A 22,764-nucleotide genomic window follows, 5' to 3' on the forward strand; every position below is an offset into this window, starting at 1 on the left:
GCTCGCCCCTGGCTAGGCTGAGCGGCATGTCCGCCGACGCCACCCCGGCTGCCCCCGAGCCGTCCACCGACGCTCGTCCGGGCGAGGTCAAGGGTGGTGCCGGTCCGACCGTCCCGACCCCCCGACCGGCACCGCCCATCGAGACCGCCGACGAGCCGGAGTTGCCCGCCGAGCCGGCCGAGCCCGCTGATCCTGCACCTGGGCTCACCGAGCGGGAGCGGGCCATCCTCGCCTTCGAGCAGCAGTGGTGGCGGCACGCCGGCGCCAAGGAGCAGGCCGTCCGGGACACCTTCGGGGTCTCCTCGACCCGGTACTACCAGCTGCTCAACGGCCTGCTTGACAATCCGGCCGCACTCGCCGTCGACCCCGTGCTGATCAGCCGACTCCGCCGGTTGCGCTCGTCGCGCGCCCGCAACCGCCGCCGTTGACCCCTTCGGCCGGGGCAGGAATGTCGCCGGACCCACGGGGTACGCGGCGAGCGCGCATCGCCGCGGCGGGCCGAAGCGACAGAGGGGCGGAGCTATGACGCACGTGGGAGCACCGGTGATGCGGGTACGCTCCGCGTCCGCGCCAGCCCCGGGCCGGCCGGTCAACGAGGACCTGGTCTTCCGGTTCGGCCCACTGGTCGGTGTCCTGGACGGCGCGACAGTGCCGGAGGGCTTCGACACCGGCTGCGTGCACGGGCCCGAGTGGTACGTCCGGCACCTGGCCGCCCGGCTCGGCGTCGCCCAGGCGGTACGCCCTGCCGCCCGGCTGACCAGCAACCTGGCCGCGGCCATCCTCGCCGTGCGCGCCGACCACGGCGGGCAGTGCGACCTCGACCATCCCGGCACCCCGTCCAGCACGGTCTGCCTCCTGCGCGACTGCGGCGACCAGGTGGACTACCTGGTGCTCTGCGACAGCCCACTGGTCCTCGACGTAGGCGGGCAGGTCAGCGTGATCACCGACGACCGGCTGGACACGACGATGGCGGAGCTACGGGAGACCGTGGCCATCGTGCCGAGCGGCGCGGCGGACCCGGTCACCCGGTTCCGGCACGCTGTGAGCGTCCAACGGGAACGGATGAACCGCACCCACGGCTACTGGGTGGCGGCTTCCGACCCGGACGCGGCCTTCCACGCGGTGACCGGGAGCGTGCCTCGGCACGGTCCGGCTGCGGTGCGGCGGGCGGCGCTGCTCAGTGACGGCGCGTCCAGCGCGGTAGAGCAGTTCGCGCTGACCGACTGGGCTGGGCTGCTCGACCTGCTGAGCGCCGACGGGCCTGGCGCGTTGCTCGACCGGGTGCGGGACGCCGAGCGCGACCATCCCGACCGACTGCGCCGGCACAAGTCCACCGACGACGCGTCGGTGGTGTTCTGCGAGTTCCCCGCAGCGATCTGAGCGTTCGCCACCCGGTCGGGTGACAACAGAGCGTGAGGTGGAACACCCAGGCCGCCCGACCGGCCGGTACCGCTGGCCGGACCGCCAGTGGATGGCCAATGGGGTGGACTTCGGCCGATGGGGGCGGCAGACTGCGGCACGTGGCGGGTGCGGTCCGGCTGGAGCCGGTGGACGAGCGGAACCTGGAGCCATTGCTCTCCGTAGCGGCTGCGGAGGCGGAGCCCGGTGATGTCATGCCCCCCGTCGAGGCGCCTGCCGGCTGGTCACTCGCCCGCCGCGAGGCGTTTCGGGAATTCCATCGGGCGAGCTTCCGCGGGCTGGACGGCCCGACCCGTTCCCAGATGTACGCCATCCTCGTCGGCGGCGAGGTGATGGGCATGGTGCGGATGACGCGCTGTGACGAGCCCGGCACGGTGGAGACCGGCATGTGGCTCGGCCGCTCGGCACGGGGGCAGGGGATCGGCGCGGCAGCCCTGCGGGAGCTGCTGAACGCCGCCGCTCGGGCGGGTATGCGGGCGGTGGTCGCCGAGACGACCCCGGACAACATCGGCGCGGTCGCCGTCCTGCGCAAGTGCGGCGCGAAACTGCACGAGGACGGCGGCAAGGTGCGCGCCGAGATCTGCCTCGACTCGACGCCGCCTGCGCTCTAAAGGGCTTACTCCCGGTTGGCGGCGTACGCGGCCAGCCCGGCGACCTGGGCCGGGTCCAGCGAGGGGCGTACCCGGGCCCGCGCGGTCGCCATGTGCTCAGCGGTGACCGTGGCGGCGGCGAGCGACTCCCGCATCGCGGCCAGTGCGGCCTCCCGGACCAGCGCCGCGCAGTCGGCGGCGGAGAAGCCGGTCAGGTCCTCGCCGAGGGCGGACAGGTCGACGTCCGGTGCCAACGGCACCTGCCGGGACGCGGCCCGCAGGATCTCCGCGCGGGCGGGCCCGTCCGGCGGCGGCACGTAGACCAGCCGCTCCATCCGGCCCGGTCGCAGCAGCGCCGGGTCGACCAGGTCCGGCCGGTTCGTCGCGCCGACCACCACGACGTTGCGCAGCGTCTCCACCCCGTCCAACTCGGTGAGCAGGGCGGCGACCACCCGGTCCGTGGTACCACCGTCGGTGGCCTGGCCGCGTACCGGGGCCAGTGCGTCCACCTCGTCCAGGAAGATCAGCGTGGGGGCCGCCTCGCGGGCTCGACGGAACAGCTCGCGGACCGCGCGTTCGCTCTCACCGACCCACTTGGAGAGCAACTCAGCGCCCTTGACCGACAGCACGTTGGCCCGCCCCGACCCGGCCAGCGCGGTGACCAGGTAGGTCTTGCCGCAGCCCGGCGGCCCGTAGAGAAGCACGCCGCGCGGCGGCTGCACCCCGAGCCGGGCGAAGGTGTCCGGGTAGGTAAGCGGCCACAGCACCGACTCGGTGAGCGTCTGCTTCACCTCGCCGAGGCCACCGACGTCGTCCAGGGTCACCGAGGCCAGATCCAGGGTGGACGCCGCCATCGTGGTGGGCCGGACCACCTCCCGGGCGGCGGTGAAGTCGGCCATCGACACCGTCGGCGTCTCGGCGGACTTCTGCCGCAGCGCCGCGCGTACCCCGGCCTCCCGGACCAGCGCGGCCAGGTCCGCCGCGACGAACCCCGGGGTACGCGCGGCCACCTCGTCCAGCCGGACGTCGTCGGCCAACGGCACCTGCCGGGTCAGCACGGTGAGCTGTTCACGGCGCAGCGCCTGATCCGGGAGCGGGACGCTGATCCGCAGCGACAGCAGGTCCGGCGCGCGCAGTGCGGGATCGACCGCCTCCGGTCGGCCGGTGGCGCAGACCACGGCGACGCCAGCGCGAATGCTCTCCGCGAGCACCTGGCGGAACACCGTCGCCACCGGGCCGGGATCGTCCGCCGGTGCGAGCGCCTCGACGTCGGTGACCAGCAGCACCGCCGGCCCTCCGGCTCGGGCCGCCGTCGCCGCGACGCGCAGCCGCTCGGCTGCGGCCTGATTGGCCAGCGCGGCCACCTCGGGCGCCCAGAGCGGGTGGACGCGGGCACCGACCCGGGCGGCAACAGCCCGGACCAGCGCCGCCTTCCCGGAACCGGCCGGGCCGACGAGCAACACTCCCAACGAGATGGTGGTGCCGAGGCGGCCCAACACCTCCCGGTGGTGGAAGCCGAGGTCGAGCAGCTCGGTCAACTCATCGGCCTGGGCCCGTAGCCCGGGCAACTCGTCCACGTCGGGCGCGTCGTCCGCCGCGACCGCGTCGGTGCTGCCGCCGGGCCGGGCCGGCGCGGTGTCGACCGGGACCGGCCCGCCGTGGGTCGCCGCGCCGTGCTCCCAGGCGACCGAGGTGCCCATGGTGACCAGCGCGCCGGCCGTCGGCTCGACCGTGATCACGGTGAGCAGGGTGCTGGTCCAGGCGAAACCGACGGTGTTGGCGAGGCTGCGTCGCGCCGCCTCGACCAGACTGCGCACCGAGGCGTCCGGCAGCACGTCCTGCGGCAGCAGCGACACGTCGTCGCCGGCGGTGAGCACCTTGCCCAGCAGGGCGAGCCGGAGCATCTCCGGGCTGACCGCCGCGACGACCCCCACCGGCCCGGCCAGGACGACCCGGCTCGCCGGGACCAACGGCACCGGGCTGACCCGCACCTGACCGCCGTCGCGCAGACCCAGGTTGCCCAACGTCAGGTCGTCGGCGTACAGCAGGGCGCTGCTCGAGCCCGGCGCAGCCGCCGCCGCGATCCCGGCCGTCTCCCGGCGGCCGGCAAGGCGGACCGGGTCGCCCGGGCGTAGCCCCAGCGCGGTCAGCGCCTCCGGGTGCAGGCGCACGATGCCCCGTCGGGCGTCCAGCGCGGCCGGCCGCAGGCTCGCCGTCAGGGTCAGGTCGGGTTGCGCCACCGCCCGACCGTAGCCGCCCGCGGCCAGCCCCGCCGGTCAGCGCCGCGGATCCAGCTCGTCCAACAGCGACGGGTCGCGCCGGATCAGCTCGGCCAACCGGGCCGCCGGGTCCGGGGTCAACCCGTCCGGGCCGGGTGCCCAGGCAGGCACCGTCCGGCCGGAGAGCGGCCAGGCCGGCGGGGGCTCCACCGGGGCCGGCGGAGGCACCGGTCCGACCGTGACAGCGGGCCCGTCCCAGGAGACCCGCATCGGGTACGCCCGCCCGGCGTGCTCCACCTGCACGGTCACCGCCAGCCCGGGATAGGCCGCGACGACCTGGCGGACCGCCTCGGCCACCTCCTCGACCGGCCCCCATCCGGGGACGTCGCTCGGGGCCTCCACCCCGGCGTGCCGCGGGTCGTGCCGGCCCGACCGGGCATCGCGGGCATCGCCGTCGAGCCCGTGTTGGCGCGATGGTGCGGCGCCACCGAGCCCGTGTGGGCGCGTCGGTGCCGTGGTGTCGTCGCGGTCGGTGGCCCGACGGCGTGACGCCTCCTCACGTCGGGCCAGCCGGGCCAGCGTCTCGTCCAGGTCGCCCCTCACCAGATCACCTCTTCCCGCCACGGCCGGAGCCGGTCAGCTCAGGCCCTCCTGTCCCGGGTAGCGCGGTCCAGCGCGCGGTCCAGGACGACCAGTAGGGCGTCCCGCACCGAGAGCCGGTCGCGGGCATCGAACTGCACCAGGGGCACATGATCACCGATGGCCAGTGCCCAGCGGATCTCGCCGAGTTCCAGGGCCAACCGCCCGTCGAAGGCGTTGACCCCGACGACGAACGGCAGCCCGGCCCGTTCAAAGAAGTCGATCGCCGGGAAGCAGTCGTCCAGCCGTGCGCTGTCCACCACCACCAGGGCACCGAGCGCACCCCGGGCCAGGTCGTCCCACATGAAGCCGAACCGGGTCTGCCCCGGCGTGCCGAACAGGTAGAGCTTCAGGCTGCGGTCGATGGTCACGCAGCCGAAGTCCATCGCCACCGTGGTGGTGGTCTTGGTGGACCGGGCACCCGGGTCGTCCACGCCGATCCCGGCGCTTGTCATCTCGGCCTCGGTGGTCAGCGGCGCGATCTCGGAGATCGCACCCACAGTGGTGGTCTTGCCCACCCCGAACCCGCCAGCGATCAAAATCTTGACCGGGATCGGCGGTGCGGCCGGCTTACCGACCGGAGGTTGCACCGCCGCCGTGCCGGACGAGGGTCGGTACGGCGGCGGTGGGCCGGCACGCCCGACTATCGGCCCGGTCCCTGGGGACATGCCGTAACGGGCGGCGGCGCTGTTCGCGGCGACCCCGCCGAGCGGGGCGACCGGCCATTCAGGAGATCGCACGGAGTCCATCAATCACTCGCAGGATGAGGTCGGGGTCGACAGCGGTGTCGGAGTCGGTCACGTGCACGTCCAGGTGCCCGGCGGCGCGCAGGTCACCAACCAGGACCCGCGCCACGCCGAAGTGCAGTTGGGCGCGGGCCGAGATCTCAGCCACCGAGATCGGCTCCGCGCAGAGCGCGATGATCGCCTGGAGTTCCGGTGCCAGCAGAGCGCCCGGCGGGCTGGTCCACCAGCCGCTGTCCATGCGGGCGGTCACCTGCGTCTCCAGCCCGATCGCCGGGTCGGCACCCGCCACCCGCCCGGAGGTGAGCACGAACGGGCGGGGGCCGGTCGGCTGGCCCCCGCCTGGCTCCGGCTCGGGCAGCGCCGGTGTCGCCGCCGCGCCGTCCCCGGTCGGGGGTGGCGTGCGCAGGTACGGGCGGATCCGGACCCTCGGTTCCGGATCCGGGTCCTCGCCGGCGACGTCGGGGGTCACTGCTGAACGGCGTTCTTCAACTCGACGATCAGTCGCGGGGTCAGGGCGCCACCGGCCCGCCCGGCGAAGAGCGTCATCTCGTACGCGACGGTGCCCAGGTTCGCCGACCGGTCGGCGACCACCCCGAGCACGGAACCGCTGCTGATCGCGCTGATCAGCAGGTAGCCGTCGGCCATGTCGACGATCACCCGGTTCAGGCCGCCGAGCGCGTACCAACTGGCCGCCCCACCGGCGAGGCTGGTCATCCCGGACACCACGGCGGCCAACCGCTCCGCGTTGGACCGATCCTTGATCGCCGACATGGCCATCAGCAGACCGTCCGAGGAGACCGCGATCGCCTCCAGGACCCCGGCGGTGCTGGAGGTGAAGGAGTCCAGCAGCCAGTTGAACGTACGAGCCTCCGGGCTGAGGTCCCCGTTGGCGCTGGGCTGAGTCTGGTCGACGTTGTCGTGCAGGAAGGGGCTGGTCACCGTGATGATCCTTCTTCGTTCCGGTGGTCGGGGCTGACTTCGCGGAGAGCGCGGGCGACGCCCGCCTCGAACTCGCTGATGAGGTCGCGGACCTCGGCCGGGTCACCGAGATGCGTAGTGGGCGGTTGGCAGACCGGAATTGCGGTGAGGTTCGCCCCCGGCACCCGTCGACTCAACCGGGGACGCTCCGGCGTGGCATCGGCCGCGCCGTCACCCCCGTTCACCGTGGGGCCGGCGCCTCCCGGTGTGCTCGGCAGGCCGACGGTCGTCCGCGCCGACGAGTCAGCGAGGCCCGGCGCGTGCAGCTCGGCCCGGCGTACACCGGCCTGGAAAGCCTCGACCAGCGCGCGGGCGGCGGCGGGGTCCGCGCCGGTGGCGTCCACCGGCCGGGTCGGTGCTGCGGTGGCGTGCAGGCTGGCCCCAGGCACTCGCTGGCGGACCCGTGGCCCGGCCGGCTTGCCTGACGGTTGCGGGTCCTGGGGCTCGGGAACGGCCTGCTCGGGCTCGGGCTGGCCCCGGCCGAACGCGTTCCAGGACGGGCCGGCGTCCAGGCTACGGGTGGCCCGGCTGAGCAGGTCCGAGTCGAAGCGGGTCGGTGCGGCGATGGCCGCCGCGTGGGGCCGTGCGCCCTGCTCAGGGTCGAGCGTCGACGTCGTACGTTGGGCTCGTTCCGGCACCGCGACCCGGGCCACGGCGGCCCCCGCGCGGTCGGCGCGGCGCAGCACCAACGACGCCGACGGGATCTCCAGGTGTGCGGTCACCCCACCGCCGCCGGTGGCGGCCAGGCCGACCTCCCAGCCGTGCCGACGAGCCAACCGGCCCACCACGAAGAGACCGAGCACCTCGGTCGGGGCCAGGTCGAGCCGTTCCCGGCGGGTGAACCGGGCGTTCTCCTCCGCCAGCCGCTGCTCGCTCATGCCGATGCCGTGGTCCACCACGGTGAGCCGCGCACCGACGCCCGACGTCTCGGCGGCCACCAGCACCCGGGTGTGCGGCGGGGAGAAGACGGTGGCGTTCTCCATCAGCTCGGCCAGCGCCAGGACGAGGTCACCGACCACCGCCGGGGCGGCCGAGACGCCCGCCGGCACCTGCACCTCCACCCGGGTGTAGTCCTCGATCTCACCGAGCGCCAACCGGACCACGTCGGCCAGTGGCACCGGCGCGGTGTGCGCGTCGGCCCCGGCCGAGCCGGAGAGCACCACCAGGCTGCCGGCGTTGCGCCGCAACCGGCTGGAGATGTGGTCGAGTCGGTACAGGTGCTCCAGGCGGCCTGGGTCGGCCTCCTGCTGCTCCAACCGGTCGATCAGGGCGATCTGCCGACCCACCAGGTTCTGGGTACGCCGCCCGACGTGGCCGAACATCTGCGCCACGTTGCGTCGGCCGGCGACCTGCCGCTCGACCAGCCGCGCCGCCGTGTTCTGCACCCGGTCGAAGGCCCGCGCCAGGTCGCCGATCTCGTCGTTGGCGCGGATGTCCACTGGTTCCAGCCGGACCGATTGCGGGCTCTCCGCCTCGTCGTCGGTGACCCGGACCAGCTCCGCCTCGGCGACCCGGGCGACCCGGTCGGCCGAGCGGGTGAGTCGGGTCAGCGGTCGGGCCACCGTCCGGGCCACGACCACACTGAGCACCACCACAAGCGTCAGGATCAACGCCGCCGCGGCACCGACCAGGTACGCGGCGGTCAGCGCGCGCCGCTGCTCGGCCGTCACCTCGGCGAGCACGTCGGCGACCAGCTTCTTCTCGACGAACTGACCGAGCCGAATCATCGTGCGGACGGCCGGGAAGAGCGCCTCCAGCGGCACGTCGCGGACCGCGGCTGCCGGATCCCGGGCGCTTCTCACCAGGAAGTCGGGGCTGGTACGAGCCGCCACGGCCGCCTCGTTGAGCTGGGCCACCGTGAGCTGCTCGGGCGTGATCAGGCTGCGGAACCGGGCGTTGTCGACCTGGAGCGCGGCGATGCAGGCCACGTACCCGGCGGTGGTGTCCGGGGTGCCGATCGCCTTGACCAGCAGGCTCAGGGTGGCGCAGGCGCCCAGGCCCTCGTCGGCTCGGAGCAGCCCGTCGAGGGCGAGCACCTGACGACCCGGCAACGTGTTGGTGTCCACGCTGAACGGCAGACGCAACGACTCGATGATCCCCTTGTTGACCGGGCCGAACGCGTCCATCACCTGACCCGGGTTGGCGGCCCGGGCCAGCACGGCCGTCCGCAGGTCGATGAGGTTGGACACCCCGTCGAGGGCGCGGTCGACCTGCTCGGTGAACGCGTCGCCGCGCGCCGCTCGGAGGTCGGCCACCCGGTCGTCCACGTCGGCGGACTTACGGACCAGCTCGCTGCGTTCGACTCGACCGAGCAGGAAACCGACGGAGAGGATGCGTTCCTGTTGGAGGTCCTGGACCAGGCTGCCGACCCGGCTGGCGAGCCGTACCCGTTCGGCGGTGTCGCCGGCCCGCTGCGCCGCGGCGACCCGGTCGAGCATCACCGGCACGGCCAGACCGACCATGCTGAGCAGTGGAATCACCACGAGCAACGCGAGTTTGCCGCGGATCCGGAGCCTACCGAGCAGCATCGAATGCCCCCCACTGTGCGGTCTCCGGCTCCCGGGCCGCGCCGACCGGTTGCAGCGCGCGCGGCTCGTCGGCCGACGGTTGCCAGGGGTCGCGGTGCGGCGGCGCGTCGGGACTCTCCTGGTGGTTCGCGGCCTGGGCGGCCCGACGCCGAGCCCGGCGTCGGGCGGCGATCAGCAACGCGGCGAGCCAGCTCAGTAACAGGGCGGCGACGATCCCCGACCCGGCGGTCAGCCAGCGGTCCTGGTCGAGCCGATCGATGCGCTCGACCAGTAGAGCGTCCAGCTCGGTGAGGATGACCGGCTGAAGTTGGCGGGCCGCGCGGTGCGCGTTGAGCGCGGCGGCACTCAGCTGGACCGGGTCCACCACGCCGGTGTCCTTGCCCGGTGCCGAGTACGCGGCCAGCGCCTCCACCGAGCGTTGGTAGGTGTCCAACGGGGTCAGCACGTTGGCGCCGAGGTCGGTGCTCTCCGAGCCGTCCACGGCCGAGCGCAGGTTGTCGACGAGATCGGCGGCGGGTGCCAGGGCGGCCACCCGCAGGCCGGTCAGCTCCAGCAGGCCGCGCGGTTGTTCGGCGGCTGGCCGGCGGGAGACCAGCGTGCCCAGGTCGGCGAGTCGGCCGGCGAAGACCACCGCCTCGGGCAGTTCCTGGCCGGCGCTGTCCTGGAGGAAGAACGAGTCGGCCTCGGGATCGCGGACCAGCCCGGAGCTTTCCCGGACCTTCCGGTGCAGGGCCAGCAGCAGGTCGGAGACCTCGCCGTACGCCGTGTAGGCGGCCTCGGGGTCGGTGGCGGCACGGCCGCGCAGCGCCTCCAGCTTGGCCCGTACGCCGGCCCAGCGCTCCTGGCTGAGCAGCTCACCGCCGATGCGGGCGTCCACCGCGGCGGCCTCCTCGACCGCCCGGTTCAACGCGTCCCGGGCGACGGGGCGGCCGTTGACCGCGCTGGACTGGGCTTCGACGAGGGCGTCGGTGACCGCGGCCAGGGCGGTGAGGTACTGCACGCCGAGCCGTTCCCGGGCGGCGAGGTCCCGATCGTCGGTGGTCTGCCGCCAGCTCGACGTGACGAGCAGGCCCAACGGTGCCAGCAGTGCTCCGATGAGCAGCAGGGGCAGCAGTCGGCCCAGCATGGATGGCCGTCGACGGGCCCGCGGCGCGGGGACTGTCATGTGTGTCTCCTCCGGCGTGGGGCGCGGATCGGCGCGGCGTCGGGCTAGCCGACAAGTCCCGTGCACCGGACCGGAAAACTAATCGAACCCTGACTGGTCAGACGTCGCTCGACGAGTCAGGTTCGCGTCAGTTCGAGCCATGTCACCATTTGTCCGCGTTCCCGGCACGCTCCGTGTCATCTGTGGGCGTGACATGGAGGGATCGAGGTGGATATCCGCGAAAGATCGGAATTCACGGGATCCGAAGTCAACTCACTGTGCCGCGCCGGACGGTGCGCGCTCGCACCCCACTCCGCGCCGATCGGGGCAACCGGACGGACGTACGGCGGATCTCAGCCAACGCTCAGGCTGTGGGCCGTACCGTGTGCCGCATGACATCGCCGTCGCCGGCCGCGTGGTTCCGGCGTGCCCTGCCCACCCGCCGCCGCGCGACCGCTGCCGCGGTGGTCGTCGTGCTGCTCGCCGCCGCCGTGACCTGGGCGGTGTGGCCACAGGGGTCGGGCGTCCGCACCGAGAGCGCGATGCTCACCGTCCGCTCCGGACCGTCCGGTGACCAGCCGGTGGACCTGGACACCACCCTCTACCTGCCGGACGACGCCTCGCCCGAGCGGAAGGTGCCGGCGGTGCTGCTGGCACATGGGTTCGGCGGCACGAAGGAGTCGGTGCGCTCCGATGCCGAGGAGTTCGCCGGGCGTGGCTACGCCGTGCTGACCTGGACCGCGCGGGGCTTCGGCCGCAGCGGCGGTGAGATCCACCTGGACAACCCGGACTACGAGGTACGCGACGCTCAGCGGCTGCTGGACTGGCTGGCCGCTCGGCCGGAGGTGCGTACCGACGCGGCCGGCGACCCGAAGGTCGGTGTGGTCGGCGGCTCGTACGGCGGCGGGTTGGCGCTGCTGCTGGCCGCCCAGGACCGTCGGGTCGACGCGATCGTCCCCATGATCACTTGGAACGACCTGTCCCGCGCGTTCCTGCCGGAGAGCACCGGCGCGGCGCCGACCGAGGGCGTGTTCAAGAAGGGCTGGGCCGGCCTCTTCTTCGGCGGGGGCGGCACCGTCGGCGCGGGCACGGGCACGGGCACGGGCACGGGCACGGGCGCCGGCACGAGCGCCGGCTCTGGCTTCGGGCCCGGGGGCGCCCCGGGCGGTGCCGTCGACCCGTCCTGCGGTCGGTTCGCCGCCGACGTGTGCGCCGCGTACCTCCGGATCGCCACCACCGGGCGTGCCGATCAGGCCGCTGTGGACCTGCTGCGCCGCTCCAGCCCGGCGGGCGTGTTGGATCGGATCAAGTCACCCACCCTGCTGGTGCAGGGCGAGGCCGACACGCTCTTCCCGCTCGCCGAGGCGGACGCGAACGCGCGCGGCATCGCCGCCACCGGCACCCCGGTACGCGTCGCCTGGTTCACCGGCGGGCACGACGGCGGCACTGGCCCCCGCTCCGACTCCGACCGGGTCAAGTTCCTGACCGTCCAGTGGCTCGACCACTACGTCAAGGGCGAGGGGACGGCACCCGGCGACGACTTCACCTGGTCGCGGATCGCCGGCTTCGACGCGCTCGACCGGGGCCTCGTGGCCACCGGCTTCCGCCGCGCCGACTACCCGGGCCTGGTGGGCAACAGCCGCCGGGAGGTGACGGTCGCGGGCCCGGCCCAGCCGATCGCGAACCCGCCGAACGGCAACCCGGCCGCCATCTCCTCGATCCCGTTCGCCGGCGGGTTCGCCTCGCTGCTGGACGGGGTGGCCGGCGACGTGCCCGGCCAGCACGCCCGGTTCGAGTCGACGCCGCTGACCGAGGCCGTGGACGTGGCCGGTGCGCCCACCGTCACCCTGCGGGCCGCGTCGCCGACCGGCACGGCGGTGCTCTTCGTCAAGCTCTACGACGTAGACCCGGATGGCGTGGCCACCCTGCCGAACGGCCTGGTCGCCCCGATCCGGCTCACCGGCCTGCCGCAGCAGGTGCAGGACGCCCGCCCGGTCACCGTGACGCTGCCCGGGATCGTCCGCCGGGTGGAGGCCGGGCACCGACTGCGGCTGGTGGTGGCCACCTCCGACCAGGCGTACACCACGCCCGCCGAGCCGACCGTCTACACGGTCGCGGCGGACGGCGCGGTCAGCCTGCCCACTGTCAGCGGCGAGCCGATCCCCACCGCGGCCACGATCTGGCGTTGGGTGCTCGCCGGCCTGCTCGCCGCCATCGCGGTCGGGCTCGTCGTGGTCGTCGCAGTGGTCCGCCGCCGACACCGTCGCCAGGACCGCTCGGTGCATCCGGAGTACGCGGACACCCCGCTGGCCGTGCGCGCGCTGCGCAAGGAGTACGCGGACGGCTTCGTCGCCGTGTCGAACGTGGACTTCGAGGTGCACCCAGGCCAGGTGGTGGGTCTACTCGGGCCGAACGGTGCCGGCAAGACCACCACCCTGCGGGTGCTGATGGGGCTGACCCAGCCGACCGCTGGCGAGATCTACGTCTTCGGTCGTCGGCTGGTGCCCGGCTCACCGGTGCTGTCCCGGATCGGGGCGCTGGTGGAGGGGCCGGGCTTCCTGCCGCACCTGTCGGGCTTGGACAACCTCAAGGCGTACTGGCGGGCCACCGGGCGACCGTGGGAGGACGCGCAGTTCGACGCCGCGCTGGAGATCGCCGGGCTGGGTGACTCCGTGCACCGGAGGATCAAGAACTACAGCCACGGGATGCGCCAGCGTCTCGCCATCGCCCAAGCCATGCTCGGCCTTCCCGAACTGCTGGTGTTGGACGAGCCGACCGACGGCCTCGACCCGCCGCAGATCGCCGAGATGCGCCGGGTGCTCCAGCGGTACGCCACGGACGGCCGAGCGGTGCTGGTCTCCAGCCACCTGCTGGCCGAGGTGGAGCAGACGTGCACGCACGCGGTAGTGGTGAACAAGGGCCGGATCGTGGCGTCCGGGCCGGTGGAGGAGATCGTGGGCGAGTCGCCGAGCGTCCTCTTCGACGTCACCGACCCGGTGGCGGCGCGGGCGGTGCTGGACCGGCTGCACGGGGTCCGGGTGTTGCCGGAGAGCGACGGCCAGTTGGTGGTCGACACCAACGGCACGGCCCGCAGCGAGGTGGTGGCGGAGCTGGTGCGCGCTGGTATCGGGGTGGATCGGGTGGTGCCTCGGCGGCGCCTGGAGGACGCGTTCCTCGCCCTGGTGGGCGAGAACTCTCGGGGAAGCGGTGACCGGTAATGGTTGTTTCTGACGCGGGTGAGGCCCGTGGCTACCGGCCGTCGGCCACCATGCCGTTCATGGCGGAGTTCCGTCGGCAGGCGTCTCGGCGGCGCACCCAGTTGGCGCTCGGGTTCATGGTGCTGCTGCCGCTGATCATCCTGATCGCGTTCCAGTTCGATTCCGGCGGTGACGACGACAACGGCCGCAACGAGTTCGCCAGCCTGGTCGAGTTGGCCACCTCCGGCGGGCTCAACTTCACCCTCTTCTCGATCTTCGTGTCGGCGTCGTTCCTGCTGGTGGTGGTCGTCGCGCTGTTCTGCGGCGACACGGTGGCCAGCGAGGCGAGCTGGGGCAGCCTGCGGTACCTGCTGGCGATCCCGGTGCCCCGAGCGCGGCTGTTGACGGTGAAGCTGGTGGTCGCGCTCGCGTACTCGGGATTGGCTCTGGTCCTGTTGGCCGGCACCGCGTTGCTGGCCGGCACCCTGCGCTACGGCTGGTCGCCGCTGCGCAGCACGGTCGCCGCCGAGTTGGAGCCCACCGAGGGGCTGCTCCGGTTGTTGGCCGTGCTGGGCTACCTCGCGGTCGTACTGCTGGTGGTGGCCGGCCTGGCGTTCCTGCTGTCGGTGACCACGGACGCCGCGCTCGGCGCGGTGGGCGGTGCGGTTCTGCTCTGGATCCTGTCCAGCATCCTGGACCAGATCACCGCCCTGGGTGCGGTGCGCGACTTCCTGCCCACCCACTTCAGCACCGCCTGGCTGGGGTTGCTCTCGACTCCGGTGCAGACCGACGATGTGGTGCGCGGCTGCATCTCGGCGATCAGCTACGCGACGCTGTTCTGGGGGTTGGCGTTCTGGCGCTTCACCCGCAAGGACATCACCTCGTAGCGGGTCGGCTCACAGCCGGCTGTCGGGTGGGCTCACCGATGACGGCACCGCGCTCGGCGCCGGGGGCGGGGCCGGCCTGGTCGGCACCGGCGTGGACGGGTCGGCCTTCTTCCAGGCGCTGACGCCGATCCGGCCGGTGTTGCCCAGGTCGATCGGCCCGTCCGGGTCGACCTCTTCGGCCGGCTGCCCGGCGGCGGGTGCCACCGTCAGGAACTCGCCGTTGGTGGCCACCACTGTCGAGTCGGTGACCAGGTTGCGCCAGAGCACCACGGCGGTGGCCCGCTCTCCGGCGGAGAGGGTGACCTGCCGGGGTGGTTGGTCGAAGCCGGAGGTGATCTCCTTGGCGCCGTTGACCACCCGCAGCATGATCGGCTCGCGCTCCTCGTCGAAGACGTGCAGCACGGGGTACCCGTTGAGCTGGTAGGGGTGGTCGCCGCAGTTGACCAGCTCGATGCCGAGGGCGCGCAGGCCCATCGCGGCGTCCCCGCCGGTCGACCGGATCCGAACGCCGGACGTCGGGCACTCGGCCAGCGGCTCGGTGCTCGGCGACGGGCTCGGCGCGGTCGGCGGCCGGCCCGGAGGGTCCCCGCCCTGGCCCCGGTGGTCGCCGGAGGTGCAGCCCCCGAGCGTGAGAGCCATCGCGAACGCCGCGCTGATGCGCCGCAGTGCTGCCGGGTCGCGGGAGATCATTCGTTGATCCTCGCCCACAGCGGCATTACACCGTCGCCTGGCCCCGGCCCTCGCCAGCTCCTACTGCACTGCCAGGTGGACTGATGCAGCTGGCTGTTCGTCAACCCGGATCGCCTCGTCGATCATGGAGTTGTGGTGGTTGACAAAGCGCCCTCAAGATGAGCAAACCAGGCACCAAAACTCCTTGATCGACAGGGTTGGGATGTCCCTGCTCGGCGATCTTGCACTTTCTGTTTCGGCGCAAGGGGCATCTCACCCCGTACTGACGCAAGTTCAAGCCGCACTCTCGGCGGATCGGCCACCAGGACTCGGCGTCTTCGTCGCAGGCTGACGACGCTGCCTGCCCCATGTCCGGGCCGGTAAATGGGCTGTGGGTGTCCCCGTTCACACCGCTTTCAGGAGGGATTTTCCCACCAGCAAGGAACTTATGATTTTCGATGGCTTCGTACCGCACGATGGACGGGATTCATCCACTCTCTTCAATGGAGGTGCCATGAACGTCTCTCGGCTCGGCGGGCCGACCCTGTCCCTGTTCCGCATCGTGATCGGTCTGCTGTTCACGGTGCACGGCCTGTCCTCGGTATTCGGGTTGTTCGGCGGCAACCCGATGACTGGCAAGGCGGTACCGCTCGGCGTCTGGCCGGGCTGGTGGGCCGCACTGATCCAGCTGGTCTGCGGCGTACTGGTGCTGGTCGGGCTCTTCACCCGGCCCGCCGCGCTCCTCGCCTCCGGCTCGATGGCGTACGCCTACTTCGTGGTGCACCAGCCTGACGGTCTGCTGCCGCTGCACAACGGTGGCGAGCTGGCAGCGCTCTTCTGCTGGTCGTTCCTGCTGGTCGCGGTGCTTGGCCCGGGCGTCTGGGCGCTCGACACGCTGCTCGCCCGGCATCGCGCCGACGCCCCCTCGGAGTCGGCTTCGGCTTCGGCGGCCGAACCCGACTCGGTATCCGTCTGACCGCACCCGCGCCGCGCGTCGCCGGAGCCTCAACGAGGCGGCTCCGGCGATGCGCCCGGTCCGGCGACCGGCAGGCCGGTGCAGCGGTATCAGGCCGGCGGGCGTTGAGTGAGGACCGCGTCCAGTAGGCCGGGGTAGAGCTCGTTCAGCTCGTCGCGGCGCAGCCGGACCAGCCGGCTCGTGCCGGCGGCCCGGGTCCGGGTCAGGCCCGCCTCGCGCAGCACCTTGAGGTGGTGGCTGCGGGTCGCCTTGGAGATGCCGAAGTCGAAGCTGCCACAGGCCGACTCGCCACCCTCGGCGAGCGCCCGGACGATCTGTAGCCGCACGTCGTCGGCGAGTGCGGCCAACACGCTGGTGACCGGTACGGCGGCCAAGTCGGGTTCGTGCGGCTCCATGTGACCACTGTAACCCTTGTTCGACAATAATCGAACAACGACCTATGGTCGGTGTCGTTGGTTCGACGATACTCGAACATTGGAGTTGCGATGCGATCCCGCGCCGCCGCGTACCCACTGCTTGCCGTGCTCGGTTGGGGCGCGATGTTCCCGATCCTGGCCAGCGCACTGAACCGGGTCGACCCGCTCAACCTGACCACCGCGCGCTACCTGCTGGCCGCCGTCGTCCTGGTCGCCATCCTGCTGCTCCGCGAGGGTGCCGGCGCGCTGCGCCACGGCGGCCGGGCGGTGGAGGTGGTGGTGCTCGGCGTCGTCGGCTTCGCGGGCTTCAACCTGCTCACCAACCTGGCGCTCGAACACGCTGCCCCACAGCAGATCTCCCTCTTCGTGGCCACCACGCCGGTGATCACCCAACTTGTCCGCTGGGCTCGGGACGGCGTACGCCCGAAGCCGCTCCTGCTGGCCCTCTCCCTGGTGGCGCTCCTCGGTGTCGGCCTGGTGATCACGCGCGGGAGCCTGGCCGGGCTCGGTCAGTTCGGCCTGGGTGGGCTGATGATGATCGGCGCGGTGCTGGGCTGGGGCATCTACACCCACGGTGCCAGCCGGTTCGGCGAGTGGTCGCCGCTGCGCTTCACCACTCTGACCGCGCTCGCCGGCACGGCCGCCATGCTCGCTCTGAGCATCGGCGCCGACGCCGTCGGCTGGCAGCACGCGCCGGCCGCCGCCGACCTCGTGGCGATCACCCCGCAATTGGCGTACGCCGTGGTGGTGGGCGCCGTGATCGCGGTCCTGGCCTGGAACACCGGCGTGCAGCGACTCGGTGCCGCCAACGCCGCGCTGTTCATGAACCTGGTCCCGGTGACCACCTTCGCGGTGCAGATCGTCCGTGGCTACCGCCCGGAGCCCGTCGAGCTGGTCGGGGCCGCCATCACGATCGCTGCCCTGATCGCCGCGAACCTCGCCGCCCGGCCCCGGGTCACGTCGCTGCCCCGGCCAACCGCGGTCACGGACTCGATCGCGGTGACCGACCCGGTGGCCGTGAGCGCTCGCTGACCCACTACCTGGGATCAGCGGTGGCAGCGGTCGACAGCGTTGTCCTAGACTCGACGGCACAACTGAATACCTCATCCAGAGGGGCTGAGGGATACGGCCCGACGACGCCCCGGCAACCACCCTGCGCGCTCACCGCTGAGCGACCCGCGGGGCAGGTGCCAATTCCGTCCCCGCCGCACCGTGCGATGCGGGGAAAGATGAGAGGACTCTCGACATGACGTCGACGCTCGTCACCTCCGGAATCGATACCTCCGCCAGCCCCGCCCGTGCCCTGGTCTGCCGCGCCTGTTCGGCCCGCTACCCGCTCGCCGCGCAGCACGCCTGTTACGAGTGTTTCGGCCCGCTGGAGGTCGACTACGAGACCGCCGCACTGGCCACCGTCACCCGGGAGCAGATCGAGGCCGGCCCGAACAACATCTGGCGGTACGCCGCGCTGCTCCCCGCCGGTCAGGACCCGGCCACCCGGGTCACCCTCGACCCGGGGCTGACCCCGCTGGTGGCGGCCCCGCACCTCGCCGCCGAGCTGGGCATCACCGCGCCGCTCTGGGTCAAGGACGACAGCGCCAACCCCACCCACTCGTTCAAGGACCGGGTCGTCTCGGTGGCGCTCACCGCCGCCAAGGCGCTCGGCTTCACCCGGTTCGCCTGCGCGTCGACCGGCAACCTGGCCAACTCGGTAGCAGCGCACGCCGCCCGCGCCGGGGTGCCGTCGGTGGTCTTCATCCCCAGTGACCTGGAGCAGGGCAAGGTCATCACCACTGCTGTCTACGGCGGCGAGCTGGTCGCCATCGACGGCTCGTACGACGATGTCAACCGGCTCTGCGGTGAGCTGGTGGAGACCGACGAGTTCGAGGACACCGCGTTCGTCAACGTGAACGTCCGGCCGTACTACGCGGAGGGCTCCAAGACCCTCGGCTACGAGGTGGCTGAGCAGCTCGGCTGGCGGATCCCGGCGCAGGTGGTCATCCCGATGGCCAGTGGCGAGCTGCTCACCAAGATTGACAAGGCGTTCTCCGAACTGGTGGAGATTGGCCTGGTCGAGGCACCGGCCGGCGGCTGGAAGGTCTTCGGTGCCCAGTCCGCCGGCTGCAACCCGATCGCCACCGCCCTGCACGCCGAGACCGACACGATCACCCCGGTCAAGCCCACCGGCATCGCCAAGTCGCTCAACATCGGCGACCCGGCCGCCGGCCTCTACGCCCTGGAAGCGGTCCGCCGCACCGGCGGCTGGATGGAGTACGCCGACGACGACGAGATCCGCGCCGGCATCCGCGACCTCGCCCGTACCACCGGCGTCTTCGCCGAAACGGCAGGTGGGGTGACTGTGGCGGTGCTGCGCAAGCTGGTCGAGTCCGGTCGGCTCGACCCGACGGCGGAGACCGTCGTCTTCAACACCGGCGAGGGCCTGAAGACCATCGACGCGGTGGCCGGTCAGGTCGGGCCGACCCACCACATCAAGCCCTCGCTACGCGCCGCCCGGGACGCCGGCCTCCTCGGCTGATCGGCAGGGCGAGTGGATCAGTCGGTAACTGGGTTTTCGCTGTGAGTGTGGAAAACCCGCCGCTAAGGACTTGACGGCACGAACCGGACGGCGCAAGATGCTCCGTGCGGGAGGGCATTTCGCCGAAGACTTTTGAAGTTCTTGCGACCCAACGCCGGAGGCGTTGTGCGAGTGTCCCTCCCGACCACGTTCGATCGGGCCAGCGAATAATTCGCTGGCCCGATCGCTTTTCCCGGGTGCACCCTCAGCGGCATGAGCATCACGATCGCGTCGTTCGACGGCGCCGACCAAGCTTCGGTCGACGAGGCGTACCGGATCGGATCGGCGGCCAACGACGTCGATCTGTCGGATCTGCCGCCCTTTTGTCGACGGCGCTTCGACGCGATGTTCCACACGCCGATGCCGGGCACCCGGTCGCTCTGGGCGCTGGCCCGGCTGGACGGCGTGCCGGCCGGCTACCTTCAGCTGGACCTGCCGCAGCTCGACAACACCGAGAACGCCACCGCCGAGCTGACGGTCCATCCCGAGCTGCGGCGTCGCGGCGTCGGCCGGGCACTGCACGAGTACGGAGTGCGCCTGCTCGGCGAGCACGGCCGCAAGCGGGTGGTGGCGATGGCCGTCTCGGCGCTGCCCGGCGGGCCAGCCCGGAGCGTGGCGGGCGACGCGTTCGCCGCCGCGACCGGAGCCCAGCCCGCACTCGCCGAGGTGCGTCGCCGGCTCGACGTTGGCGAGATCGACCGGGTCACGTTGCGGGCGGCGCTCGCCGAGGCCCGCCCGCGAGCCGAGGGCTATCGGTCGGTCTGCTGGCAGGGGACAATTCCGCAGGAGTACGTCGCCGACATCGCCTACCTCGACGGCCGACTGCTGATGGACGCGCCCATGGGCGACGTGCAGTGGGAGCCGGAGCAGGTCGACGCCGAGCGCATCCGTGGCAACGAACGAGCGCTGGACGCCCGGGGCCGGCGGCGGTACCACCTCGGGATGCGGCACGAGGCGTCCGGTCGGCTCGTCGCCTGGACGCTGCTGGACGTCGGCCCCTCCGCCGACTGGCATGCCTTCCAGCAGATCACCCTCGTCGACCCGGCCCACCGTGGGCACCGGCTGGGCCTGATCGCCAAGGCGGAGAACCTGCACCACCTGCTCACCCACGAGCCGGCGGTACGCGCGATCGACACCTGGAACGCGGCCAGCAACAGTTACATGGTGGCGATCAACGAGCAGCTCGGCTTCCGCCCGGTGGACTCCTGGACCGACTGGCAGCTCACCCTCTGACGGGTATCGGCGCTACTGCTCGCGGATCTGACTCAGGCATGATGGCGGTCATGACGGAGACCCCGCAGCCCCTGTACGACAGGCACGCCGACACCCTCAACCGTGCGCTGACCGCGATCACGGAGCGGGGCTACTGGTCCGCCTATCCCGAATCCCCCAGCCCCCGGGTGTACGGCGAGACCGCCGCCGCCGACGGTAAGGCCGCTTTCGAGGCGTACCTCGGTGGTGATTTTCCGCTCGACCAGCCGGGCACCGGCGTTCGGGTCGCCACCGAGACGAGCCCGTTCGGGGTGGAGCTGGCGGTGCGGTACCCGCACGCCAGCCCCGGCGAGCTGGTCAGCGCCGCCTCCGCCGCGCTGCCCGGGTGGCGCGACGCCGGCCCGCAGGCCCGGGTGGGCGTCTGCCTGGAGATCCTCGACCGGCTGCACAAGCACATCTTCGAGCTGGCCAACGCGGTGCAGTTCACCAGCGGGCAGGCGTTCGTGATGGCCTTCCAGGCCGGTGGCGCGCACGCGCTGGACCGGGCGCTGGAAGCGCTGGCGTACGCGTACGCCGAGATGACCCGGCACCCGGGCACGGCAGGCTGGGAGAAGGCCGCAGGCAAGGGTGACCCGCTGCGGATGACCAAGACGTTCCACGTGGTGCCGCGCGGGGTGGCACTGGTGATCGGCTGCAACACCTTCCCGACCTGGAACTCGTACCCCGGGCTGTTCGCCTCGCTGGTCACCGGCAACCCGGTGATCGTCAAGCCGCACCCGCGCGCGGTGCTGCCGCTGGCCATCACCGTGAAGTACGCCCGGGAGGTGCTCGCCGAGGCCGGCTTCGACCCGAACCTGATCACCTTGGCGGCCGAGGCACCCGGCGAGAAGCTCGCCAGCGACCTGGCCCTGCACCGCGCCATCAAGATTGTCGACTTCACCGGCTCCACCGAGTACGGCGACTGGCTGGAGACGCACGCCCGGCAGGCGTCGGTCTACACCGAGAAGGCCGGCCTGAACACCGTCGTCATCGACTCCACCGACGACTTCACCGGGCTGTGCCGCAACCTCGGGTTCACGCTGACCCTCTACAGCGGGCAGATGTGCACCACCTCGCAGAACATCCTCATCCCCGCCGGGGGAATCGAGACCGACCAGGGGCACAAGAGCTTCGACGAGGTGGCCGGCGGGATCGCCGCCGCGGTCGGCAAGCTCACCGCCGACCCGGCCCGAGCCGTGGAGCTGACCGGCGCCATCGTCAACGACGGGGTGCTGGAGCGGCTGGCCGAGGTGACAAAGGTCGGCGAGCCGGTGCTGGAGTCGCGCGCCGTGGCCCATCCGTCGTACGCCGACGCGGTGGTGCGTACCCCGACGATCGTGAAGCTGGCCGCGGACGACGCGGAGACGTACGGCCGGGAGTGGTTCGGGCCGATCTCCTTCGCCATCGCGACCGACTCCACCGCGCACAGCCTGGAGCTGCTGCGCCGGACGGTCGGCGAGAAGGGTGCGCTCACCGCCGGGGTCTACTCGACCGACGAGGCGGTGCTGGACGCTGCCGAGGCGGTGGCGGTCGAGGTCGGGGTGCACCTGTCCTGCAACCTCACCGGCGGGGTCTTCGTCAACCAGTCGGCGGCGTTCTCCGACTTCCACGGCAGTGGTGCCAACGCGGCGGCCAACTCGGCATTGACGGACGGGGCTTACGTGGCGAACCGGTTCCGGATCGTGCAGTCTCGGCGGCATGTCTGAGTGTGTGGTTGCGGTTGGGGTTTCCGGGGCAGCCCGACCCGCTCCGGGCGGTCAGGCTTGATCCCTGCGCGGGTCGGGCTGCCCCGGAAACCCTTTGTGGGCACGGTTGTGCCTGACGCATCCGGCCTTGGGAAACAGCACAGTGGTCTTGCCCTGGGAGGGTTTTTGGGGTCAGGCGGGTCGGCGCATTTGTAGTTCGGTCAGGGCTGGGATGGCGGGGTGGGGGACTCGTACGCCGGTGTCCTCGAAGCCCAGACGTTGGTAGGCGCGGCAGGCGCGGTCGTTGCCGACCACCACCTCCAGCAGCAGCTCTGGGCGGCCGCAGGCTCGCGACCAGGCCGCTACCCCGTCGATCAGCTCGCCGAGAAGTCCACTGCCCCGCCAGGTCGGCGTGACGTACACCGCGTAGATCACGGTCAGCCCGGGTTCGTTCGGGGCGGTCGTGCCACCGGCGTGCCCGACCAGCCGCCCGCCCGGATCGGCGACGAACTGCGCGTTACCGGAACCGGCCGAGGTGTACGCGACCCGGGCCGCGTACTCGTTGTGTGGTCGGGCCGCCGCGTCCGCCAGGGTCTCCAGGAAGGCCAACGGCGCGTCGGCGAGCATCTCCAGACGCAGCGCCCGCATCCGGGCGGCGTCCTCCGGCCGGACCCGGCGGATCTCCGCGAGTCGCAGGGCGGTTGAGCCGGTATCGGTGGTCATGCCCGCATGCCTACCACAGGGAAAGGATGCCATTGGACGCTCCCGAAGTGTGTCCGATTTGTGGCCGTGCGCGGCCGTCACTCCTCGTGTAGCGTGCGATTTCGGTCACCTACTTCAATGGCGGT

General features: G+C 72.1%; 19 protein-coding genes, 2 pseudogenes and 1 riboswitch. Of the genes and pseudogenes, 11 read left to right on the forward strand and 10 right to left on the reverse strand.

The genetic code is table 11. From position 1 onward, the window contains the following. The first annotated feature begins 26 nt into the window (after positions 1–26). From IF46_RS0120985 to IF46_RS0120995, 3 genes are all read left to right on the forward strand, one after another. Positions 27–428: a DUF3263 domain-containing protein gene (locus tag IF46_RS0120985; protein WP_030490056.1), complete on the forward strand. Its 402-nt coding sequence runs from the start codon at positions 27–29 to the stop codon at positions 426–428. 94 nt (positions 429–522) lie between these two features. Next, entirely contained in the window at positions 523–1,380 is an 858-nt protein-coding gene (locus IF46_RS0120990; protein ID WP_051724046.1) for a hypothetical protein, read from the forward strand. Positions 1,381–1,520: 140 nt separating this feature from the next. Further along, positions 1,521–2,030, forward strand: a complete 510-nt coding sequence (locus IF46_RS0120995) for a GNAT family N-acetyltransferase (protein WP_030490058.1) — start codon at positions 1,521–1,523, stop codon at positions 2,028–2,030. A 5-nt stretch (positions 2,031–2,035) separates the two neighbouring features. Here IF46_RS0120995 and IF46_RS0121000 read toward each other — a convergent pair whose 3' ends face one another. Genes IF46_RS0121000 through IF46_RS0121030 form a run of 7 tightly spaced genes read right to left on the reverse strand, consistent with a single transcriptional unit; the run spans position 2,036 to position 10,284 of the window. Continuing rightward, complete coding sequence (locus IF46_RS0121000) at positions 2,036–4,249, reverse strand: AAA family ATPase (protein WP_030490059.1); 2,214 nt, start codon at positions 4,247–4,249, stop codon at positions 2,036–2,038. Between the two features lie 36 nt (positions 4,250–4,285). Beyond that, positions 4,286–4,831: a hypothetical protein gene (locus IF46_RS0121005; protein ID WP_030490060.1), complete on the reverse strand. Its 546-nt coding sequence runs from the start codon at positions 4,829–4,831 to the stop codon at positions 4,286–4,288. A gap of 38 nt (positions 4,832–4,869) precedes the next feature. Beyond that, on the reverse strand, positions 4,870–5,616 hold the full coding sequence (locus IF46_RS0121010) for a GTP-binding protein (RefSeq protein ID WP_084597980.1): 747 nt from the start codon (positions 5,614–5,616) through the stop codon (positions 4,870–4,872). Beyond that, positions 5,594–6,082, reverse strand: coding sequence for a DUF742 domain-containing protein (locus IF46_RS0121015; protein ID WP_030490062.1), 489 nt, complete (start codon positions 6,080–6,082; stop codon positions 5,594–5,596). Before IF46_RS0121015 ends, IF46_RS0121010 begins: the two co-directional genes overlap by 23 nt. After that, a complete protein-coding gene (locus IF46_RS0121020) occupies positions 6,079–6,552 on the reverse strand; it encodes a roadblock/LC7 domain-containing protein (protein WP_030490063.1) in 474 nt (157 codons plus the stop codon). The genes IF46_RS0121015 and IF46_RS0121020 overlap by 4 nt, the downstream gene beginning before the upstream one ends. Next, the gene (locus tag IF46_RS0121025; protein WP_030490064.1) at positions 6,549–9,119 is read right to left on the reverse strand and encodes a sensor histidine kinase; all 2,571 of its coding nucleotides are present in this window, start codon (positions 9,117–9,119) and stop codon (positions 6,549–6,551) included. Before IF46_RS0121025 ends, IF46_RS0121020 begins: the two co-directional genes overlap by 4 nt. Then, positions 9,106–10,284 (reverse strand): hypothetical protein, encoded by a 1,179-nt coding sequence (locus tag IF46_RS0121030; RefSeq protein WP_030490065.1) that lies wholly within the window; start codon positions 10,282–10,284, stop codon positions 9,106–9,108. The genes IF46_RS0121025 and IF46_RS0121030 overlap by 14 nt, the downstream gene beginning before the upstream one ends. A 371-nt stretch (positions 10,285–10,655) precedes the next feature. Between IF46_RS0121030 and IF46_RS35765 the strand changes: the two are divergent. The 3 genes and pseudogenes from IF46_RS35765 to IF46_RS0121040 all read left to right on the forward strand — a co-directional run. Beyond that, a pseudogene (locus IF46_RS35765) lies at positions 10,656–11,345 on the forward strand (alpha/beta hydrolase); the annotation flags it as partial. Between the two features lie 78 nt (positions 11,346–11,423). Then, positions 11,424–13,481: pseudogene (locus IF46_RS0121035) on the forward strand (ATP-binding cassette domain-containing protein); the annotation flags it as partial. After that, positions 13,481–14,347, forward strand: a complete 867-nt coding sequence (locus tag IF46_RS0121040; protein WP_030490067.1) for an ABC transporter permease — start codon at positions 13,481–13,483, stop codon at positions 14,345–14,347. The pseudogene IF46_RS0121035 and the gene IF46_RS0121040, both read left to right, overlap by 1 nt. A gap of 9 nt (positions 14,348–14,356) precedes the next feature. Here IF46_RS0121040 and IF46_RS32685 read toward each other — a convergent pair whose 3' ends face one another. Further along, positions 14,357–15,037: a DUF4232 domain-containing protein gene (locus IF46_RS32685; RefSeq protein ID WP_232234102.1), complete on the reverse strand. Its 681-nt coding sequence runs from the start codon at positions 15,035–15,037 to the stop codon at positions 14,357–14,359. Between the two features lie 493 nt (positions 15,038–15,530). Here IF46_RS32685 and IF46_RS0121050 point away from each other — a divergent pair, with 493 nt between their 5' ends. After that, positions 15,531–15,992: a DoxX family protein gene (locus IF46_RS0121050; RefSeq protein ID WP_030490069.1), complete on the forward strand. Its 462-nt coding sequence runs from the start codon at positions 15,531–15,533 to the stop codon at positions 15,990–15,992. Positions 15,993–16,081: 89 nt separating this feature from the next. Here IF46_RS0121050 and IF46_RS0121055 read toward each other — a convergent pair whose 3' ends face one another. Next, on the reverse strand, positions 16,082–16,387 hold the full coding sequence (locus tag IF46_RS0121055; protein WP_030490070.1) for an ArsR/SmtB family transcription factor: 306 nt from the start codon (positions 16,385–16,387) through the stop codon (positions 16,082–16,084). Between the two features lie 90 nt (positions 16,388–16,477). On the opposite strand from IF46_RS0121055, the gene IF46_RS0121060 reads away from it, so the two are divergent. From IF46_RS0121060 to paaN, 4 genes are all read left to right on the forward strand, one after another. Then, positions 16,478–17,440, forward strand: a complete 963-nt coding sequence (locus IF46_RS0121060) for a DMT family transporter (protein WP_051724047.1) — start codon at positions 16,478–16,480, stop codon at positions 17,438–17,440. Positions 17,441–17,508: 68 nt separating this feature from the next. Next, a riboswitch (SAM riboswitch) is annotated at positions 17,509–17,644 on the forward strand. 10 nt (positions 17,645–17,654) lie between these two features. Then, entirely contained in the window at positions 17,655–18,941 is a 1,287-nt protein-coding gene (thrC, locus tag IF46_RS0121065; protein ID WP_030490072.1) for a threonine synthase, read from the forward strand. Between the two features lie 252 nt (positions 18,942–19,193). Further along, positions 19,194–20,213 (forward strand): GNAT family N-acetyltransferase, encoded by a 1,020-nt coding sequence (locus tag IF46_RS0121070; protein WP_030490073.1) that lies wholly within the window; start codon positions 19,194–19,196, stop codon positions 20,211–20,213. 50 nt (positions 20,214–20,263) lie between these two features. Then, the gene (paaN, locus tag IF46_RS0121075; protein ID WP_030490074.1) at positions 20,264–21,937 is read left to right on the forward strand and encodes a phenylacetic acid degradation protein PaaN; all 1,674 of its coding nucleotides are present in this window, start codon (positions 20,264–20,266) and stop codon (positions 21,935–21,937) included. A gap of 171 nt (positions 21,938–22,108) precedes the next feature. Here the strand turns inward: paaN and IF46_RS0121080 are convergent, their stop codons facing one another. Next, on the reverse strand, positions 22,109–22,639 hold the full coding sequence (locus IF46_RS0121080) for a GNAT family N-acetyltransferase (protein WP_030490075.1): 531 nt from the start codon (positions 22,637–22,639) through the stop codon (positions 22,109–22,111). Positions 22,640–22,764: the final 125 nt, after the last annotated feature.

Source organism: Micromonospora chokoriensis (assembly GCF_000718555.1).
GTDB lineage: Bacteria > Actinomycetota > Actinomycetes > Mycobacteriales > Micromonosporaceae > Micromonospora > Micromonospora chokoriensis_B.

Coding starts and splice junctions, on each gene's coding strand:
- IF46_RS0120985 (WP_030490056.1), top strand. CDS start 27: ATGTCCGCCGACGCCACCCCGGCTGCCCCCGAGCCGTCCACCGACGCT.
- IF46_RS0120990 (WP_051724046.1), top strand. CDS start 523: ATGACGCACGTGGGAGCACCGGTGATGCGGGTACGCTCCGCGTCCGCG.
- IF46_RS0121010 (WP_084597980.1), bottom strand. CDS start 5,616: ATGGACTCCGTGCGATCTCCTGAATGGCCGGTCGCCCCGCTCGGCGGG.
- IF46_RS0121025 (WP_030490064.1), bottom strand. CDS start 9,119: ATGCTGCTCGGTAGGCTCCGGATCCGCGGCAAACTCGCGTTGCTCGTG.
- IF46_RS0121030 (WP_030490065.1), bottom strand. CDS start 10,284: ATGACAGTCCCCGCGCCGCGGGCCCGTCGACGGCCATCCATGCTGGGC.
- IF46_RS0121040 (WP_030490067.1), top strand. CDS start 13,481: ATGGTTGTTTCTGACGCGGGTGAGGCCCGTGGCTACCGGCCGTCGGCC.
- IF46_RS32685 (WP_232234102.1), bottom strand. CDS start 15,037: ATGATCTCCCGCGACCCGGCAGCACTGCGGCGCATCAGCGCGGCGTTC.
- IF46_RS0121050 (WP_030490069.1), top strand. CDS start 15,531: ATGAACGTCTCTCGGCTCGGCGGGCCGACCCTGTCCCTGTTCCGCATC.
- IF46_RS0121055 (WP_030490070.1), bottom strand. CDS start 16,387: ATGGAGCCGCACGAACCCGACTTGGCCGCCGTACCGGTCACCAGCGTG.
- IF46_RS0121060 (WP_051724047.1), top strand. CDS start 16,478: ATGCGATCCCGCGCCGCCGCGTACCCACTGCTTGCCGTGCTCGGTTGG.
- thrC (WP_030490072.1), top strand. CDS start 17,655: ATGACGTCGACGCTCGTCACCTCCGGAATCGATACCTCCGCCAGCCCC.
- IF46_RS0121070 (WP_030490073.1), top strand. CDS start 19,194: ATGAGCATCACGATCGCGTCGTTCGACGGCGCCGACCAAGCTTCGGTC.
- paaN (WP_030490074.1), top strand. CDS start 20,264: ATGACGGAGACCCCGCAGCCCCTGTACGACAGGCACGCCGACACCCTC.
- IF46_RS0121080 (WP_030490075.1), bottom strand. CDS start 22,639: ATGACCACCGATACCGGCTCAACCGCCCTGCGACTCGCGGAGATCCGC.